At 74.4% G+C, this 17,019-nt stretch carries 12 protein-coding genes and 3 pseudogenes; 3 read left to right on the top strand and 12 right to left on the bottom strand.

The window, feature by feature from the left end:
* The 5 genes from SSBG_RS17235 to SSBG_RS17215 form a co-directional block, all read right to left on the bottom strand.
* On the bottom strand, positions 1-507 hold a 507-nt coding region (locus SSBG_RS17235), incomplete at its 3' end, for an SDR family NAD(P)-dependent oxidoreductase (protein ID WP_008747377.1).
* A gap of 118 nt (positions 508-625) precedes the next feature.
* Positions 626-1,831 carry a serine hydrolase domain-containing protein gene (locus tag SSBG_RS17230; protein ID WP_008747376.1) on the bottom strand — a complete coding sequence of 402 codons (1,206 nt, stop codon included), beginning with the start codon at positions 1,829-1,831 and terminating at the stop codon, positions 626-628.
* Positions 1,828-2,730 carry an energy-coupling factor ABC transporter ATP-binding protein gene (locus SSBG_RS17225; RefSeq protein ID WP_234010566.1) on the bottom strand — a complete coding sequence of 301 codons (903 nt, stop codon included), beginning with the start codon at positions 2,728-2,730 and terminating at the stop codon, positions 1,828-1,830. The genes SSBG_RS17230 and SSBG_RS17225 overlap by 4 nt, the downstream gene beginning before the upstream one ends.
* Positions 2,718-3,479, bottom strand: coding sequence for a cobalt ECF transporter T component CbiQ (gene cbiQ, locus SSBG_RS17220; RefSeq protein ID WP_008747374.1), 762 nt, complete (start codon positions 3,477-3,479; stop codon positions 2,718-2,720). The genes SSBG_RS17225 and cbiQ overlap by 13 nt, the downstream gene beginning before the upstream one ends.
* Positions 3,480-3,483: 4 nt before the next feature.
* Complete coding sequence (locus SSBG_RS17215) at positions 3,484-4,554, bottom strand: energy-coupling factor ABC transporter permease (protein ID WP_008747373.1); 1,071 nt, start codon at positions 4,552-4,554, stop codon at positions 3,484-3,486.
* A gap of 415 nt (positions 4,555-4,969) precedes the next feature.
* Here SSBG_RS17215 and SSBG_RS17210 point away from each other — a divergent pair, with 415 nt between their 5' ends.
* Positions 4,970-5,383 carry an SsgA family sporulation/cell division regulator gene (locus tag SSBG_RS17210; protein ID WP_008747372.1) on the top strand — a complete coding sequence of 138 codons (414 nt, stop codon included), beginning with the start codon at positions 4,970-4,972 and terminating at the stop codon, positions 5,381-5,383.
* Here the strand turns inward: SSBG_RS17210 and SSBG_RS17205 are convergent.
* The 5 genes and pseudogenes from SSBG_RS17205 to SSBG_RS17185 form a co-directional block, all read right to left on the bottom strand.
* Complete coding sequence (locus tag SSBG_RS17205) at positions 5,350-5,871, bottom strand: tetratricopeptide repeat protein (protein WP_037870017.1); 522 nt, start codon at positions 5,869-5,871, stop codon at positions 5,350-5,352. The genes SSBG_RS17210 and SSBG_RS17205 overlap by 34 nt on opposite strands.
* A 191-nt stretch (positions 5,872-6,062) precedes the next feature.
* A pseudogene (locus SSBG_RS31390) lies at positions 6,063-6,173 on the bottom strand (deaminase); the annotation flags it as partial.
* A 425-nt stretch (positions 6,174-6,598) separates the two neighbouring features.
* Entirely contained in the window at positions 6,599-8,893 is a 2,295-nt protein-coding gene (locus tag SSBG_RS17195) for an MMPL family transporter (RefSeq protein ID WP_037870014.1), read from the bottom strand.
* 277 nt (positions 8,894-9,170) lie between these two features.
* Positions 9,171-9,767, bottom strand: a complete 597-nt coding sequence (locus SSBG_RS17190; protein ID WP_037870013.1) for a TetR/AcrR family transcriptional regulator — start codon at positions 9,765-9,767, stop codon at positions 9,171-9,173.
* Between the two features lie 445 nt (positions 9,768-10,212).
* Positions 10,213-10,611, bottom strand: a pseudogene (locus SSBG_RS17185) (MerR family transcriptional regulator); the annotation flags it as partial.
* A gap of 284 nt (positions 10,612-10,895) precedes the next feature.
* On the opposite strand from SSBG_RS17185, the pseudogene SSBG_RS17180 reads away from it, so the two are divergent.
* Positions 10,896-12,083: pseudogene (locus SSBG_RS17180) on the top strand (SulP family inorganic anion transporter); the annotation flags it as partial.
* Positions 12,084-12,174: 91 nt separating this feature from the next.
* The gene (locus SSBG_RS17175; RefSeq protein WP_050776788.1) at positions 12,175-15,699 is read left to right on the top strand and encodes a S41 family peptidase; all 3,525 of its coding nucleotides are present in this window, start codon (positions 12,175-12,177) and stop codon (positions 15,697-15,699) included.
* Positions 15,700-15,866: 167 nt separating this feature from the next.
* On the opposite strand, the gene SSBG_RS33725 is transcribed toward SSBG_RS17175, so the two are convergent.
* Entirely contained in the window at positions 15,867-16,034 is a 168-nt protein-coding gene (locus SSBG_RS33725; protein WP_199781379.1) for a hypothetical protein, read from the bottom strand.
* A 116-nt stretch (positions 16,035-16,150) separates the two neighbouring features.
* Positions 16,151-17,017, bottom strand: a complete 867-nt coding sequence (locus tag SSBG_RS17170) for an SDR family oxidoreductase (RefSeq protein ID WP_008747363.1) — start codon at positions 17,015-17,017, stop codon at positions 16,151-16,153.
* Positions 17,018-17,019: the final 2 nt, after the last annotated feature.

Raw genomic sequence — 17,019 nt, 5'->3', positions numbered from 1 at the left:
CCCGGCGAGGGTGCGGGTCAGCGAGGTGAGGGCGGCCTTCGCGGCGCTGTAGGCGTGGCCGCCGAAATCGGCCTCGGCGTTGACCGAGCCGATCGTCACGATCGCGCCCCGCCCCGAGGCGACGAGCTGCGGCAGCGCGGCCCGCGCGCAGCGGAAGGCGCCGCCGAGGCACACGTCGATGTCGCGCTCCCAGACCTCGTCGCTCTCGTCCTCGAAGAGCGGCGCGTCCACCCCGGCCGCGTAGGCGTTGTTGACGAGCACGTCGAGCCGCCCGAACCGCTCCACCGCGTGCGCCACGGCGGCTTCGGCATCGGCCCGTACCCGCACGTCGAGCCGGTACGGTTCCGCGCCGGGTATCTCCCCGGCCGTCGCGCGCGCCGCGAGCTCGTCGGCGTCGGTGAGCAGCACCCGCGCCCCCTCGGCGGCGAGCCGCCGCGCGGTCGCGGCCCCGATCCCCCGCGCGGCACCGGTGATCAGAACGGCGTAGCCCTCGAATCGCTTCGTCATGGCGCGGAAGCTACCGGGGGGACGAGGGGCGGGGACAGGGGGCGGGCGCAAAGGCGCGCGCGGGCGGCCGCCCCTGGTCCCGGCGGTCGGCACCCGGCGCGCCGCGGCCGGGCCGCGTTCAGCCCCCGGTCGCCCCCCGCACCGCCTTCACCAGTGCCTGCGCGCGGGGGTCGGCTGTGACGCCTTTGCGGAGGCCGTTCGTCACGTAGCCGAAGCCGATGCCTGATTCCGGGTCGGCGAAGCCGAGGGAGCCGCCGCGGCCGGGGTGGCCGAAGGAGCCGGGGGCGAGGAGGGGGCTCGCGGGGCTGTGGAGCATGAAGCCGGCGCCGAAGCGGGTGCGGGCGACGAGGACGCGGTCGGGGCCCTCGGACTCCTGGGTGCGGGCCATCGCGAGGGTCGCGGGGGTGAACAGGCGGCGTCCGCCGTCCACGTCGCCGATGAGCGCCGCGTAGAAGCGGGCGAGGCCGCGCGCGGTCGTGACGCCGTTGGCCGCGGGGAGTTCGGCGGCCCGGTGGGCGCGGGTGTTCTCGTCGGGCTCGGGGCTGACGGCCGCGAAGGCGCGGCTCGTGAGCGAGCCGGGGTCGCCGTAGGCGGCGGCGATGTCCCTGCGCGGGCGCAGCCGCAGGCCGTTCGCGGCGGGCGGCGGGGCGAGCGGGGTGATGCGGCCGACGCGCCACTCCTCGTCCTCGGGCAGCCCGATCCACAGGTCCAGGCCGAGGGGCCGCTCCAGGTTCCCCGCGACCCAGGAGCCGATCGTGCGCCCGGTGAGGCGGCGTACGAGTTCGCCGGTGAGGAAGCCGTACGTCTGCGCGTGGTAGCCGTGGTCGGTGCCGGGCTCCCAGAACGGGGACTGCGCGGCGACGGCGGCTGCGGCCCGGTCCAGGTCGCGGGCGGCCTCGGGCGTGAGCGGCGTGTCGAGCGCGGGGACGCCCGCGCGATGGCCGAGCACGTGCCGGACGCGGGTGGCGTCCTTGCCGTGCGCCTTGTACGCGGGCCAGTACGCGGCGACCGGGGCCTCCAGGTCGAGGCTGCCGCGCTGGTGGAGCAGGAGCAGGACGGCCGCGGCGACGCCCTTCGTCGCGGAGCGCACGAGCTGCGCGGTGCCCCGGCGCCAGGGCTCGCCGCCGCTCGCGGGGGCGTCCCCGTCCCGCGTACCGCCCCACAGGTCCACGACCTTGCGCCCGTCGCGGTAGACCGCGACGGCGGCGCCGCGTTCCCCGAGCCGGGTGAAGTTCCCGACGAAGGCGTCCCTGACCTGTTCGTATCCCGGTGCGACGAGTCCTTCGACCGTCACGTCCCCGGCTTGGCGCTCACTCTCGTTCACCTCTCCATGGTCACAGATCGCGGATCGAAGCCGAAGGGCAGTTCGAGGCGGTGGGCGCGCATCAGCTCCGGGTCGCTCAGCAGCGCGCCGGTGGGGCCGTCCGCCGCGATGACGCCCTCGCTGAGGATCGCCGCGCGCGGGCACAGCTCCAGGGCGTAGGGCAGGTCGTGGGTGACCATCAGGACGGTGACGTCCAGGCGCTGGAGGATGTCGGCGAGCTCGCGGCGCGAGGCGGGGTCGAGGTTCGAGGAGGGCTCGTCGAGCACGAGGATCTCGGGGCGCATCGCGAGGACCGTCGCGACGGCGACGCGGCGGCGCTGGCCGAAGGAGAGGTGGTGCGGGGGGCGGTCCACGTACTCCGCCATCCCGACCTGCTCCAGCGCCTCCCGCACCCGCGCCTCCAGCGCGGGGCCGCGCAGTCCGGCCGCCGCCGGGCCGAAGGCGACGTCCTCGCGGACGGTGGGCATGAAGAGCTGGTCGTCGGGGTCCTGGAAGACGAGGCCGACGCGGCGGCGGATCTCCGCCATGTGCTTCTTGCCGACGGGGAGGCCCGCGACGGTGACGCTGCCCGCGCCCGCTTCGAGGATGCCGTTGAGGTGGAGGACGAGGGTGGTCTTGCCCGCGCCGTTGGGGCCCAGGAGGGCGACGCGTTCGCCCTTGCCGATCCGCAGGTCCACGCCGAAGAGCGCCTGGTGGCCGTCCGGGTAGGCGTAGGCGAGGCCGCGCACGTCGAGCGAGGGCGGCGCGGCGTCCGGGGCGGCGGCGGGCGGGGCGGCGGCGTCCGGGGCGGCGGCGGGCGCCGTACCGGTGGCGGGCGCGGACTCGGCGGCGGGCGGCGGGTCGGCGGCGGGCGCCGGGTCGGTGGCGGGGTCGGTGGCCGGTTTCGTCACAGGGTCCATCCCAACAGGCAGATCACGAGCGCCGCGCCCGGCAGGGCGAGCGCGTGCGCCCACTGCGTGCCGGACGCGGTGATCTCGTCGATGACGGGCATGGTGCCCGCGTAGCCGCGGCTGAGCATCGCGAGGTGCACGCGCTCGCCGCGTTCGTAGGAGCGGATGAAGAGGGCGCCCGCGGATTTCGCGAGGACGCCCCAGTGCCGTACGCCCTTCGCCTCGAAGCCGCGCGACTCGCGGGCGATCCTCATGCGCCGCATCTCGTCGGTGATGACGTCCCCGTAGCGGATCATGAACGAGGCGATCTGCACGAGCAGCGGGGGCAGCCGCAGCCGTTGCAGGCCGAGCAGCAGTTCGCGCAGTTCGGTCGTGGAGGCGAGCAGGACGGAGGCGGCGACGCCGAGCGTGCCCTTCGCGAGGACGTTGAAGGCGCCCCACAGGCCGTTCACGGAGAGGGACAGCCCGAGGAAGTGGGTGTGCGGGCCCTCGGCGACGAACGGCATGAGGACGGCGAAGGCCACGAAGGGCACCTCGATGAGGAGCCGTTTCAGCAGGTATCCGGCCGGGACGCGGGCCGCCGCCGCGACGGCGGCGAGCAGCGCCGCGTACACGCCGAAGGCCCACACCGCCTCGCGCGGCGTCGAGACGACGACCACGACGAAGGCGAAGGCGGCGGCGAGTTTCGTGTGCGGCGGCAGCCGGTGCACGACGGAGTGCCCGTGCCGGTAGAGCCGGTGGGCGTGGCCCGCTCCCATGTGCTTAAACGGTCCCTGCGGAAGTAGTGGTGCCGTGGTCCTCGTCGGTGCGGCGCTTGCGTACGGCCCAGAAGACTCCCGAGCCGACGACGATCGTCGCGCCGACACCGATCACGCCGGCGAGGCCGCCGGAGATCCGGGCGTTGGCGATGTCCTTGACACCGTAGTCGGCGAGCGGGGAGTCCTTCGAGGCGTGGTCCTTCGCCTCCTTGTCGATGCCCTTGTCGTGGGCGACCTTCTCCAGGCCGTCGGGGTTCGCCGAGGCGTAGAAGCTGACGAAACCGGCGAGGACGACGGAGGCGACGATGCCGGTGATCCAGATCTTGCGGGTGGAGCGGGCGGCGACCGGCGCGGGGGCGGGTGTCTTCGGCGCGGCGTCGACCAGTTCGCCGCCGACGCGCAGCTTGAGCGGCGCCTCCAGGCCGCGCGCGCCGTGCACGAGGTCGGGGCGCACGGCGATGACGGCGCCGACGGTGAGCGCGGTGATGACCGCCTCGCCGATCCCGATGAGGACGTGCACGCCGATCATGGCGCTCGCGACCTTGCCGATCGAGATGTCCGTCGTGCCGCCGAGCCAGTACATGAGCGTGAAGGCGACGGCGGCACCGGGCACGGAGATGAGCGCGGCGACGAAGGAGGCGGCGGTGATGGAGGAGCGGCGGCGCGGGAGGACCTTCACGAGGCCGCGGAAGAGCGCGTACGAGACGACGACGGTGACGATCGCCATGTCGGTGATGTTGACGCCGAGCGCGGTGAGGCCACCGTCCGCGAAGAGGACGCCCTGCATGAGCAGGACGACCGAGACGCACAGGACACCGGTGTAGGGGCCGACGAGTATCGCCGCGAGCGCCCCGCCGAGCAGGTGGCCGCTGGTTCCGGCGGCGACGGGGAAGTTGAGCATCTGCACGGCGAAGATGAACGCGGCGACGAGACCGGCGAGCGGCGCGGTGCGCTCGGCACCGGCGGCGCCGAGTTCCCGGCGGGCGCCGCGCAGCGAGACGGCGACGGCGGTGGCGGCCAGGACGCCGGTCGCGGCGGAGACGGGGGCGTTGATGAATCCGTCAGGGACATGCATGGCGGGATTTCGCTTCCTGCGGGGGCGGGCACGCGGGGGCGGGGAAGGGCGGGACCGGAGGGGGACGGGGGAGGGATCGGGGGAGGACGGGGTGGATCGGGGACGGTGGATCACACGGCGGGGTTATCGCAAAACCGTACGATCATAGTGCCCAGTTGCGAGGTACTTGCAAGAGTGTGTGCGACGCAGCTACTACCCGGCCGCCCCCGCCGGCACCCGCGGACCGGCTCCGGAACCCGCCACGAGAGCCGTCGCGAGGGCCGCAACAAGGACCGCCGCGAGGGTCCTCACGAGACCCGCCGCGAGTCCGCCGCCGCGTTCCGCGTCCGCCGCCCCCTCCCCGCCTCCGCGCCACCCCCTCGCTCCCGCCGGGCGAATCCGCCGGATTCGTGCGAGTCTGCCGTCTGTGACAGGTATGGAGCAGTACGTACGGGTACGGGTGTGCGCGGGCGGGCCCGAGGAGGCGGAGACGCTTCCCGTGCTGTTGCGGTACGACCCCGCCGCCGATGCCGCGCTCGTCGGGCTCGGCTTCCCCGGGACGGAGGGGACGCACGACCACGTCTTCCCGCGCGCCCTCCTGGAGGAGGGACTGCGCAACCCGGCCGGGGCGGCGGGGGTGCGGATCTGGCCCTGCGGGCGCGCGCAGACGGTGCTGGAACTGCGCCGCTGCGCCGGGCTCCTGCTGGTCCTCCAGTTCGACAGCAGCGACCTGATCCGCTTCCTGCGCCGTACGTACACGGCGGCGGCCCGCTACGAGGCGGGGCTCACCGGCCCGGCGCGCGAGGCGCCGGCGGCTCAGCCCTCGACGCGGTCGACGTCCTCGGCGTAGTACGCGATCGCCTTGCGGAAGGCCCGCACGCCCGGGTCGGTGCTCGTCTCGGCGAGGAGGGCGAGGAGGGCGCCCATCGCCTCGCGGTGGGCGCCGGTGTTGTGGCGTGCCATGGCGAGGAAGACGGTGAGCGCGCCGTCGCCGGGGTGGGCGGCGAGACCCGCCTCCAGGGTCGCCACGGCCTCCTCGTACCGGCCGAGAATCCGGTACGTGCTGCCGAGGCCGAGATACACGCCGTGCCGGTCCTCCGCGCCGAGCGCGCCGACGCCGGCGAGCGCGGTCTCGTAGAAGGGGACGGCGGCGGCCTCGTGGCCGAGCACGTCGTGGACCCAGGCGGTCTGGTAGGCGAGGAGCGGATCGGCGGGATGCGCGGCGCTCAGCGCGAGCAGTTCGGCGCGGGCCCGCTCCGCCTCGCCGCTCTCACGCAGGCGGACGGCGGCGTCGAGACGGGCCCGGGCCTCGGGCGGCAGGGTCGGGGTGGTGGGCACGAAAGCGATTCTCTCAGAGACCCGCCCCGGAGCGCTCACGGAGGGGGGCGCCGCGGGAGCGCGTGCCGCGGGAGCGCGTGCCGCGGGAGCGCTCGCGGAGGCGGGCGCCGCGGGAGCGCTCACGGCGTCGCGCGTCCCGCTGTTCCGTCTCGGCGCACCACGTCGAAGATGTTGAGCTGCACGCCGTTCGCGTACGCCACGTGCCGGAAGGACCAGCCCGCGTTGCGGTGGCCGGTCTCGCCGCCGGGGGCCTCCATGACGCCGTCGAGCGGGACGAGGGCCGTGCTGATGAGCGTGCGCATCGGGTGTGTCCCCTGTTGGTGGTGCCGGTCCCCGGCCGGACGGCGGGGGGAGGCGGGCGGGCCGCCGCACCCCCGTAGCGGCGACCCACTCGTGAGGAAGACCGGCCCGGAGGTGAAAACCCATCGCACGCCCCGGAAAAACTTTCCGCCGGGAGCAGCGCCCGGCTACGGGAGAGGGCCCGGGTACGGGAAAGGGGCCGGGCGGGAGAGAGGGCCCGGGGCGGAAGAAATCGCCCGGATAGGGCCCGGTACGGGAGAGGGCCCGGCGAGAGCCTTGCCCTCTCGCCGGGCCCGCCGTGCCGGCCCCGTCCCCACGGACCTCGGCACGGTCACCGGGCGGGAGGCGGCCTCACGCCGCTCACCGCACCGGTCACCGGGCGGGAAACGGCGCTTCGGCCGTACGCCCCGCCCGGGGCCAGGACTGCTCAGACGCGGGTCAACTCCCGTTCCACGTCCGGGTCCTGGGGTCCTTCACCGGAGCCGGAGGAGTCGGTGTCCCCCAGCGCCTTGTGGAGCTTCTCGCCCTCGACGTCGACGTTCGGCAGAATCCGGTCGAGCCACTTCGGCAGCCACCAGGCGCGGCGGCCGAGCAGGGCGAGCACCGCCGGGACGATCGTCATGCGCACCACGAAGGCGTCGAAGAGGACGGCGATCGCGAGGCTGAAGCCGATCATCTTGACCATCTGCTCGCTGGAGCCGATGAACCCGGCGAAAACGGCGATCATGATGACGGCGGCGGCCGAGACGACGCGGGCACCGTGCCGGAAGCCGGTCTCGATGGCCTGCGCCGGGCTCTCGCCGTGGACGTGCGCCTCGCGCATCCGGGTCACGAGGAAGACCTCGTAGTCCATCGCGAGGCCGAAGACCACACCCACCATGAAGATCGGCATCATGCTCATGATCGGTCCGGTCTCCTCGACCCCGAAGAGCGAGCCGAGCCAGCCCCACTGGTAGACGGCGACGACGGAGCCGAGCGCGGCGACCACCGAGAGGAGGAAGCCGAGCGCCGCCTTGAGGGGCACGAGGATCGAGCGGAAGACGAGCATCAGGAGCAGGAAGGCGAGGCCGACGACGACGATCAGGTACGGCACGAGCGCGTCGTTCATCTTCTGCGAGACGTCGATGTTCATCGCCGTCGTCCCGGTCACCAGGACCTCGCCGTGGTCACCGGCCTTGACGTCCTTGCCGATGTCGCGGATGGCGTGGACGAGGCCCTCGGTCTCCTTCGAGGTCGGCTTGGAGCCGGGGACGACGGTGATCGTCGCGGTGTCGCCGGCCGGGTTGAAGGCGGCCGGGGCGACCGCGGCCACGTCCGGGAGCTTCTTGATCTCGGCGACGACGTGCGCGGCCTCCGCGTGCGGATCGGCGACGCCCTTGCCGTCGTAGACGGTCATGAGCGGGCCGTTGAAGCCCGGGCCGAAGCCGTCCGAGAGCAGGTCGTAGGCGCGGCGCTGCGTCGTGGACGTCGGCTGCGAGCCGTCGTCGGGCAGGCCGAGTTCGAGCTGGGTCGCGGGCACGGCGATGACGCCGAGGCCGAGCACGCCGAGGAGGAGGACGCGCACCGGGCGGCGCAGGACGAAGCGGGCCCAGCGGGTGCCGCCGTTGACCTTGTGCTCGCCGTCCTCGCCGCGGTGCGCGGCGGCGACGGCGCGGGCCTGCGCCTCGGGCCCCTGGTCTCGGACGGCCTTCGCGGCCTTGCGGGCCTTGCGGCCGAGGACCTTGTCCCCCGCGAAGCCGAGCAGCGCGGGGATGAGGCTGAGCGCGACGAGCACGGCCACCGCGACGGTACCGGCGGCGGCGACACCCATCTTGGTGAGCAGCGGGATGTTGACGACGGCGAGACCGCACAGGGCGATGATCACCGTGAGCCCGGCGAAGACGACGGCGGAGCCGGCCGTGCCCGTCGCCCGTCCGGCGGCCTCCTCGGGCTGTCTGCCCTCGGCGCGTTCGGCGCGGTAGCGGGAGACGATGAAGAGCGCGTAGTCGATGCCGACCGCGAGGCCGATCATCATGGCGAGGATCGAGGTCGTCGAGTCGAGGTGGAGGACCGAGGCGAGCGCGGTGATCGAGCCGACGCCCACGCCGACGCCGATGAGCGCGGTGAGCAGCGGGAGCCCGGCCGCGACGATCGCGCCGAAGGTGATGACGAGGACGACGGCCGCCACGACGATGCCGACGACCTCGGTGGAGCCGGTCTCGGCCTCGGCCTGGAGCGCGTCACCGCCGATCTCGACGGTGAGGCCCTCGTCCTGGGCCTGCTTCGCGGCGTCCTGGAGCGAGTCCTTGCTCGCGTCCTTGAGCTCCATCGAGCTGACCTTGTAGCTGACGGTGGAGTAGGCGGTCTCGCCGTTCTTGGAGACGGCCGCGCCGCTCTCGAAGGGATCGGCCGCGCTCGCGACCTCCTTCGAACCGTGCTCGATCGCGGAGATCGCCTTGGTGACCTCGGCCTTGTTCTTCGGGTCGGTGATCTTCTGGCCCTCGGGCGCCTTGAAGACGACGCGGGCGCTCGCGCCGTCGGCGCTCGCGGAGGGGTTGCGCTGGTCGAGGAGGTCGAACGCCTTCTGGGCCTCGACGCCGGGTATGGAGAACTGGGTCGGGCCGGGACTGCTGGCGGTCGCGGCACCGAAGCCGACGAGCGCGAGCAGCGCGACCCAGACGAGGGCGACGACGCGTCGCCGCCGGAAGGCGAACCGGCCGAGCCGGTAGAGGAAGGTGGCCACGGGGGTGGAACTCCCGTTCGATCAGGGGCGGAAAAGGGACAAGGCTCTGCGGAGTGCGTCCGGCCCTGACGGGAGGCGGTCACGTCAGGTGGTACGGGTCGCGGCGGCCCGTACCCGGGGGTACGGGGGCGCGGCACGCGGACCGGGGCCCGCCCGGCTCACCCCGGGCCGGGCAGCACGGTCCGGCGGCGCGGGTCACGCTGCGCGGGGGGGGCGTGCCAGCCCGGTGGGGAGGGGGAATCGAGGGGCGGCGCGGCGGTCCGCGCGGGGTTCGGTGTCAGACGCCGAGGGCGGGGAGCACCACGGCGTCGATGTATCGGGTGAGGAAGTCCCGGTCCAAGGGCCGCGCGTCGATCATCTGCCGGGCGACGAAGGCGCCGACCATCATGTGCACGACGTAGTCGATCGCGGGTCTGTCCGCGTCCACCTCGCCGCGCTCCACCGCGCGCCGCAGCACCTGGCCGAGCCCCGTGATCTCGGGCTCGATCAGCAGTTCGCGGAAGGCGCGGTGCAGATCGGGGTTGCTCTTCATCTCCATGGCGATCCCGCGCATGAGCGCGGCGTCCTCCGCCATGCGGCAATCGTCCTGGCTGCCGACCATCGCGTGGAAGTCCCCACGCAGGCTGCCGGTGTCGATGTCGGCGATCGAGTGCGGTTTGTGATGGCGCAGCGCCTTCACGACCAGTTCGGGCTTGCTCCCCCACTGGCGGTAGAGGGTGGCCTTGCTGGACCGGGTGCGGGAAGCCACGGCGTCCATGGTGAGCGCTTCGTAGCCGACCTCGCGGAGCAGGTCGAGCACGGCGCCGTACAACTCGGCCTCGCGCTCCGGCGTCAGACGGCTGCGACGCGTCGTCGCGCCCACTGCTCCAGCCATCCGGCCCACCTCCTGCTCGCTCCCGCGTGCCCGCCCCGCCCCGGGGAGGGGCGACCGGGCGACACGCGTCGGTCCACGCACCCTAGCCCCAGAAGCGGAGCCGGGTGCGCTCTCGCACACCGTGAGCCTACCCGCCCCGCAAGCGAAACGAAACGGTTTCGTACGTGAGATGGGCCACGCGTGCTGCGCGGGGCTTATTTATCCGGTACGTACACGGGTGGCCCGGGTGCGGGGGGGCGCTGGCCTCCGGGCGGCGGGCGGAGGGGGTGCGCCGGGCTCTCCGGCGCGTGGGGGCCGGGCGAGGGGCCGCTCAGCTCTCGTTCCCGGGACCGGGGTGCGGCGCCGACCCGGGCCCTCCCGGCTGCGGCTCCGACGGGGGCTCCGACTCCGACCGGGGCTCCGGCTGGGACTCCGGCTTCGACCGGGGCTCCGGCTCCGACCGGGGTTCCGGTTCCGGCAGCCTTCCGCGCAGTGTCTCCGCGAACTCCTCCGCCCGGGCGAGCTGCACCCGCAGCCGCTCGACCTGCGCGCTCGCCTCGCGCTCGTAGCCCCGCACGCGCGCGAGCAGCGTCTCGCGCTCCCCGGCCGGGAGGGTCCCGGCGTCCGCGTCGAGACGGTCGGTCGCGGCGAGCAGCTCGCGCATCTGTTCCAGGGTGAAGCCGAGCGGCTTCATGCGCCGGACCACCATCAGACGGGCGACGTCGGCCTCGGTATAGAGGCGGAAGCCGCCGCGGGAGCGGGCCGAGGGGATGACGAGACCGGTCTCCTCGTAATGCCTGATCGTGCGCAGCGACAATTCCGTCCGCTCCGCCACCTCACCGATGCGCATGTGCTCGCCCGTCACGCGGGCATTGTCGCACCGGGGGCCGCCCACCGGCCCATCCCTACCCTTACGTAAGGGTAGAGTGTGGCCCCTCCCCGTCCCTCGCCCCCGACAGGTACCTCTCGCTCGTGACCTCAACGCCCGGCCTCACGGACGCCCTCCCCGACGACCCCGCGCCCCGCCTCGCGGACGCCCCCACCGACGACTCCGCGCCCACTCTCACCCCGGCGCCCAAGGGCCCGGCGTCCAAGGGCCCTTCGTCCACGGGCCCGGCCGCGGCGGGCCCGGCCTCCACGGCTCCCCCGTCCCCGGCCCCCGCGTCCCCGGCCCCCGCCTCCCGCCGCCGTCTCCTCCCCGCCTGGTGCTCCGATCCGCGCGTGTGGCGCACGGAGGTGCTCGCCGGGCTCGTCGTGGCGCTCGCGCTCATCCCCGAGGCGATCTCCTTCTCCGTCATCGCGGGCGTGGACCCGGCCGTGGGCCTGACCACGTCCTTCACGATGGCCGTGACGCTCGCGCTCGTCGGCGGGCGTCGCGCGATGATCTCGGCGGCCACCGGCGCCGTCGCCCTCGTGACCGCGCCGCTCAACCGCGAGCACGGCTTCGGCTACCTCGTCGCGGGCGTGATCCTCGCGGGCGTCCTCCAGATCGTGCTGGGCGCGCTCGGTGTCGCGCGGCTCATGCGGTTCGTGCCGCCGGTCGTCATGACCGGCTTCGTCAACGCGCTCGCCATCCTGATCTTCGTGGCGCAACTGCCCGAGCTGCGGCACGTGCCGTGGGCGGTCTACCCGCTCTTCGCGGCGGGGCTCGCGCTCATGCTGCTGCTGCCGAGACTGAGCCGGACCGTGCCCGCGCCGCTCGTCTCGCTCGCCGTGCTCACCACGCTCACGGTCGCCGCCGGGATCGCGGTGCCGACCGTGGGCGACAAGGGCGCGCTGCCGTCCTCGCTGCCGGCGCCGGGGCTGCCGGACGTGCCGTTCAGCCCGGAGACGCTGCGGATCATCGCCCCGTACGCGCTGGCCATGGCCCTCGTCGGGCTCATGGAGTCCCTCATGACCGCCCGTCTCGTGGACGAGCTGACCGGCACGCCGTCCTCGAAGACGCGCGAGTCGATGGGCCAGGGCGTCGCCAACGTCGTCTCCGGGTTCCTCGGCGGCATGGGCGGCTGCGCGATGATCGGCCAGACGATGATCAACGTGAAGGTCTCCGGGGCGCGCACCCGGGTCTCGACCTTCCTCGCCGGCTCCTTCCTCATGGCCCTGTGCCTCGCCCTCGGGCCCGTCGTCTCGAAGATCCCGATGGCGGCACTCGTCGCGATCATGGTCATGGTCTCGCTGACCACCTTCGACTGGCGCTCGATCGCCCCGAGGACGCTGCGCCGCCTCCCGGTGGGCGAGAGCGCCGTCATGGTGGTGACGGTCGCCGTCGTCGTCGCCACGCACAACCTCGCGATCGGCGTCGTGTGCGGCACGTGCCTGACGCTGCTGGCCCGGCGGTACGGCTGGTGGGGCGCGGCCCGGCGCGCGGCCTGAGGCGGGTGGTGGGCCGGCACGCTCCCGAGTTGCCGCCTCCCGCCGCGCGTAGAGCATGGGAGAGGTGAGCGCGCACCCGAGGGACCCCTACCCGCGAGGCGGAGCGGCCTACCTCCGTCACCCCGCCCTGCACGGCGACCTCCTCTGCTTCGTCGCCGAGGACGACCTGTGGCTCGCCCCGCTCCCGGCCCCCGGCGCGAAGGAACCCGCGCTCGCCCGGCGGCTCACGGCGGACCGTACGAAGCTGAGCCACCCCCGCTTCTCGCCGGACGGCGCGCACCTCGCCTTCGTCTCCTGGCGCAGCCTGGACCCCGAGATCCACCTCGCCGAGGTCGCGGGCGACACCCCCGTGCGCCAGCTCACCCACTGGGCGGGCCGCGACACGCGCGTGTGCGGCTGGAGCCCGCCGGACGCGGAGGGGCGCAGCGACATCCTCGCCGTCTCCTCGCAGGCACAGCCGTTCTCGTACTTCTCCTGGGCGTACAAGGTCCCCACCGACGGCTCCCCCGGTGGCCCGCTGCCCTGGGGCCCGGTCGCCGCGCTCGCGCAGCGCGGCCACGACGGCGAGGAGCGCACCTTGCTGCTCACCGGCACTCCCCCGCACGACCCGGCCGCCTGGAAGCGCTACCGGGGCGGCGCCACCGGACGCCTGTGGCTGCACGGCGAACGCCTCCTCGCCGATCTCGACGGACACCTCGACTGCCCCCTCTTCGTCGGCGACCGCGTCGCCTTCCTCTCCGACCACGAGGGCGTCGGCAACGTCTACTCCTGCCGCCCCGACGGCACCGGCCTGCGCCGCCACACCGACCACGACGCCTTCTACGCCCGCAACGCGGCGAGCGACGGCGAGCGGATCGTCTACCAGTGCGCGGGCGAAATGTGGCTCGTGGACGACCTCGGGCCCGAGGCGGTCCCGCGCCGCCTCGACATCCGCCTCGGCGGGCCCCGCTCGGGCCGCCGCCGCCACCAGGTTCCCGCCGCCCGCGACCTCGACGCGGTCTGCCCCGACGAGACCGGCCGGGCGAGCGCCGTCGCGGTACGCGGCAGCCTGTACTGGCTCACGCACCGCGACGGGCCCGCGCGCACCCTCGCGGACACGCCCGGGGTCCGGGTGCGGATGCCGGTGCTGTACGGGCGCGGGGGCTCGGTCGCGTACGTGAGCGACGCGGGCGGGGCGGACGGCATCGAGATCGCCCCGCTGCCCCGCGCGGGCACCCCGGGCCCGGTCCGCCGCTGGGCGCACGGGCGGCTGGGGCTGGTCGAGGAGCTGGTCGCCTCCCCCAAGGGCGACCGGCTCGCGGTCGCGACCCACGACGGACGCCTCCTCCTCGTGGACCCCGCCCCCGCTCCCGCCACGACGGAGGGCGCGGGGCGGGGCACGGGGGGAACGGGCGGGGAGGAGCGGGGCGGGGAGACCGGGGGACCCGGGGTGAGCGAGGAGGCTGGCGCGGCGGCGGAATCCGACGCGGCGACGGCCGAGCCGGGCGAGGACACCGAGGTGGTCAACGCCACCGACCCCACCGAGACCGCCGACGCCCGTGTCGTGGAGGTCGTGCGGTCGTTCAACGGGCCCGTGCGGGATCTGGCGTTCTCGCCGGACGGGGCGTGGCTGGCGTGGTCGCATCCGGGGGTCGGGCGGAGTCTGCGGCAGATCAAGCTCGCGCGGATCAGCGAGGGAGACGGACCGTTCTCCCTCATCGACGTGACCGACGGCCGCTTCGAGGACGAGAACCCCGTCTTCACGGGCGACGGCCGCTACCTCGCCTTCCTCTCCTGGCGCGGCTTCGACCCCGTCTACGACGTGCACACCGGCGACCTCTCCTTCCCGCTCGGCTGCCGCCCGCACCTCGTCACGCTCTCCTCCGCGACCCCCTCGCCCTTCGCACTCAGCGCGGACGGGCGCCCGGCGGCCGGCGGCCTGGACCCGGACGAGCGCGCCTCGGGGTACGAGGGCGTCGTCATCGTGGAGGCCGAGGGCCTCGCGAGCCGCGTCACGCCCTTCCCCGTACCGGCCTCGAAGTACTCCTCCCTGTCCCCCGTCGCGGGCGGCGGCCTCGTCTGGCTGCGCTGGCCCATCTCCGGCGCGCTCGGCCAGACCTTCGTCAACCCCGCCGACACCTCCAGCCGTCCCACGCTCGAACACTTCGACCTCGCCCGCGCCCGCCGCACCCAGCTCGTCGACCACCTGGACGCCTTCGCCGTCAGCGGCGACGGCAGCCGCCTCGTCGTCGTGGACGACGGCGAACTGCGCGCCGTCCCGGCCAACGACCTGCCCGACGACGTGAGCACCTCCTCCATCGACCTGCGCCGCGTCCTCCACGAGGCCGACCCGCCCGCCGAGTGGCGACAGGCGTACGACGAGGCCGGGCGCGTCATCCGCGCGTACTTCTGGGACCCCGGCCTCAGCAACATCGACTGGGACGCCGTCCTCGACCAGTACCGGCCCCTCCTGGACCGCGTCGCCTCGCCCGACGAGTTCGCCGACGTGCTCCGCGAGGCGTACGGCGAACTCGGCACCTCGCACGCCTACGTCACCGCCGCCCGCCGCAGCGAGGGCCCGCCCCACTACCAGCGCGCCCAGGGCCTCCTCGGCGCCGACTTCACCTGCCGGGACGGCGCCTGGGAGCTGCGCCGCATCCTGCCCGGCGAGTCCTCCGACCCGCGCGCCCGCTCCCCGCTCGCCGGTACGGGCATCCGCGAGGGCGCCGTCCTCACGCACGTGGACGGGCGTCCCGTGGACCCCGTGACCGGGCCCGCGCCGCTCCTCGCGGGCGCGGCGGGCACGAGCGTCGAACTGACCTTCACGCCGGCCGCCGGGGGCCCGCCGCGCCGCGTCGCCGTGCTCCCGCTCGTGGACGAGCGCCCGCTGCGCTACCACGACTGGGTCGCCAAACGGCGCGCCGTCGTACGGGAGCTGAGCGACGGCCAGTGCGGCTACCTGCACATCCCCGACCTCGGCGGCTCCGGCTGGGCCCAGTTCAACCGGGACCTGCGCCTGGAGATGTCGATGCCCGCGCTCATCGTGGACGTGCGCGGCAACGCGGGCGGCAACATCAGCGAACTGGTCCTGGAGAAGCTGACGCGCCGCGTCATCGGCTGGGACCTGACCCGCGACGCCATGCCCGTCTCGTACGCGTCGAACGCGCCGCGCGGCCCGCTCGTCGCGCTCGCCGACGAGGCCACGTCCTCGGACGGCGACATGATCACGGCCGCGTTCAAACTTCTCGGCCTGGGCCCCGTCGTGGGCCAGCGCACGTGGGGCGGCGTCGTGGGGATGACGGGCCGCCACCGGCTCATCGACGGCACGGTGGTGACGGTCCCGATGAACGCGGCCTGGTTCGACGCGTACGGCTGGGGGGTCGAGAACCACGGCGTCGAACCCGACGTCCCCGCCCTGCGCACCCCGCTCGACTGGGCCGAGGGCCGCCACGCCCAACTGGACGACGCGGTCTCCCGCGCCCTGGACCTGCTCCGCACCCAGCCCCCGGCCGAACCCCCCACGGTCGCGACAGTCCCGGACCGCGCCCGCCCCCCACTCCCCCCACGCAGCCCCGAAAGCCCCACCGGCACGCCGCTCTGACACCCCCCTCCGGCACGCCACCGTTACAGCCCCTCCGGCGTTTGAGGAGCGGGGTCCGGGGCGGAGCCCCGCACGGCCCCCGGCCGCAGAGGCCCGGAGGCACCCCGAGCACGAAGGGGGCCCGGGGCAACGCCCCGGACCCCTCGTCCACGCCACCGGCTTCCGCGTCAGTGATCGCCCGGCAGCTTGTCCTTCGCGTCCTGCCCCGCGTCCTGCGCCTTGTCCCGCGCCTGGTTCCCGGAGTCCTTCGACTTCTCGGACGCCTGGTCCCCCATGTCCTTCGCCTTCTGCTTCAGCTCGTCGGCCTTCTGCTGGAACTGGTCCTTGATGCCCATGAACCACTCACTCCTCAAAGGGGTGGGAAAAGAGCGGGGGCGCCCCTGACGAACGCCCCCTCCCACCGTGGCACGGGCAGCCCGCCCCCGCATGTCGGCCGGACGCGGCGGGCCGGTCAGGCGCCGCCGCCCCGGCTCCGCTCGTCCGCCGCCCCGCCGGCCCCCACCAGTCCCTTGGGCACCCGCGCGAGCCGCTCCCCGTACCGGGCGACCTCGTGCGCGCCGACCGTCCCGATGAGCGTGGGCAGCGCGCCCCGTACCGACTGCATGTGCCGCAGCCACCACTGCCCGTACACGTGCGCCGAACGCCGCTCGATGCCGTGCAGGAGGCGGTCCACGGCGGGGCTGAGCGGGTACGTCTTGTTGGCGGGCCAGGGCAGCCGCGCGCGCAGTTCGCGCATGACGTCGTCGGTGTCCGCGCCGCGCACCATGTCGGTGTCGGTCCAGCTCAGGTACGCCACGCCGACCTTCACGCCGAGGTGGGCGACCTCGGCGCGCAGACAGTGCGCGTACGCCTCGACCCCGGACTTCGAGGCGCAGTACGCGCTCATCATCGGGGCCGGGGTGACGGCGGCGAGCGAGGCGACCTGGAGCAGGTAGCCGCGGCTCTCGGCGAGCAGCGGCAGGAAGGCCCGCGCGGTCGCCGCCGCGCCGAGCAGGTTCACCTCGATCACCCGGCGCCAGGAATCGGGGTCGGAGTCCATGAAGGGACCCCCGCTCGCGACCCCGGCGTTGGCGACGACGATGTCCACTTTCCCGAAGCGCTCCTTCACCTCGGCGGCGACCCGGGTCATCGCGGCCTGGTCGGTCACGTCGGCGTGCCAGTGGTCGCTGTCCGCGTAGAGCCGGGTGGAGAGGTCCTTGAGCGCCTCGGGTTCCAGCCCGACGAGGGCGACGCGGACCCCGTGCGCGGAGAGCTTGCGCGCGAGGAGTTCCCCGACCCCGCGCGCGGCCCCCGTCACGACGGCGACCTGCCCCTCCAGCG

Source organism: Streptomyces sp. SPB074 (assembly GCF_000154905.1).
Taxonomy (GTDB): Bacteria; Actinomycetota; Actinomycetes; order Streptomycetales; family Streptomycetaceae; genus Streptomyces.
This window is presented reverse-complemented; position numbering and strand designations above follow the sequence as displayed.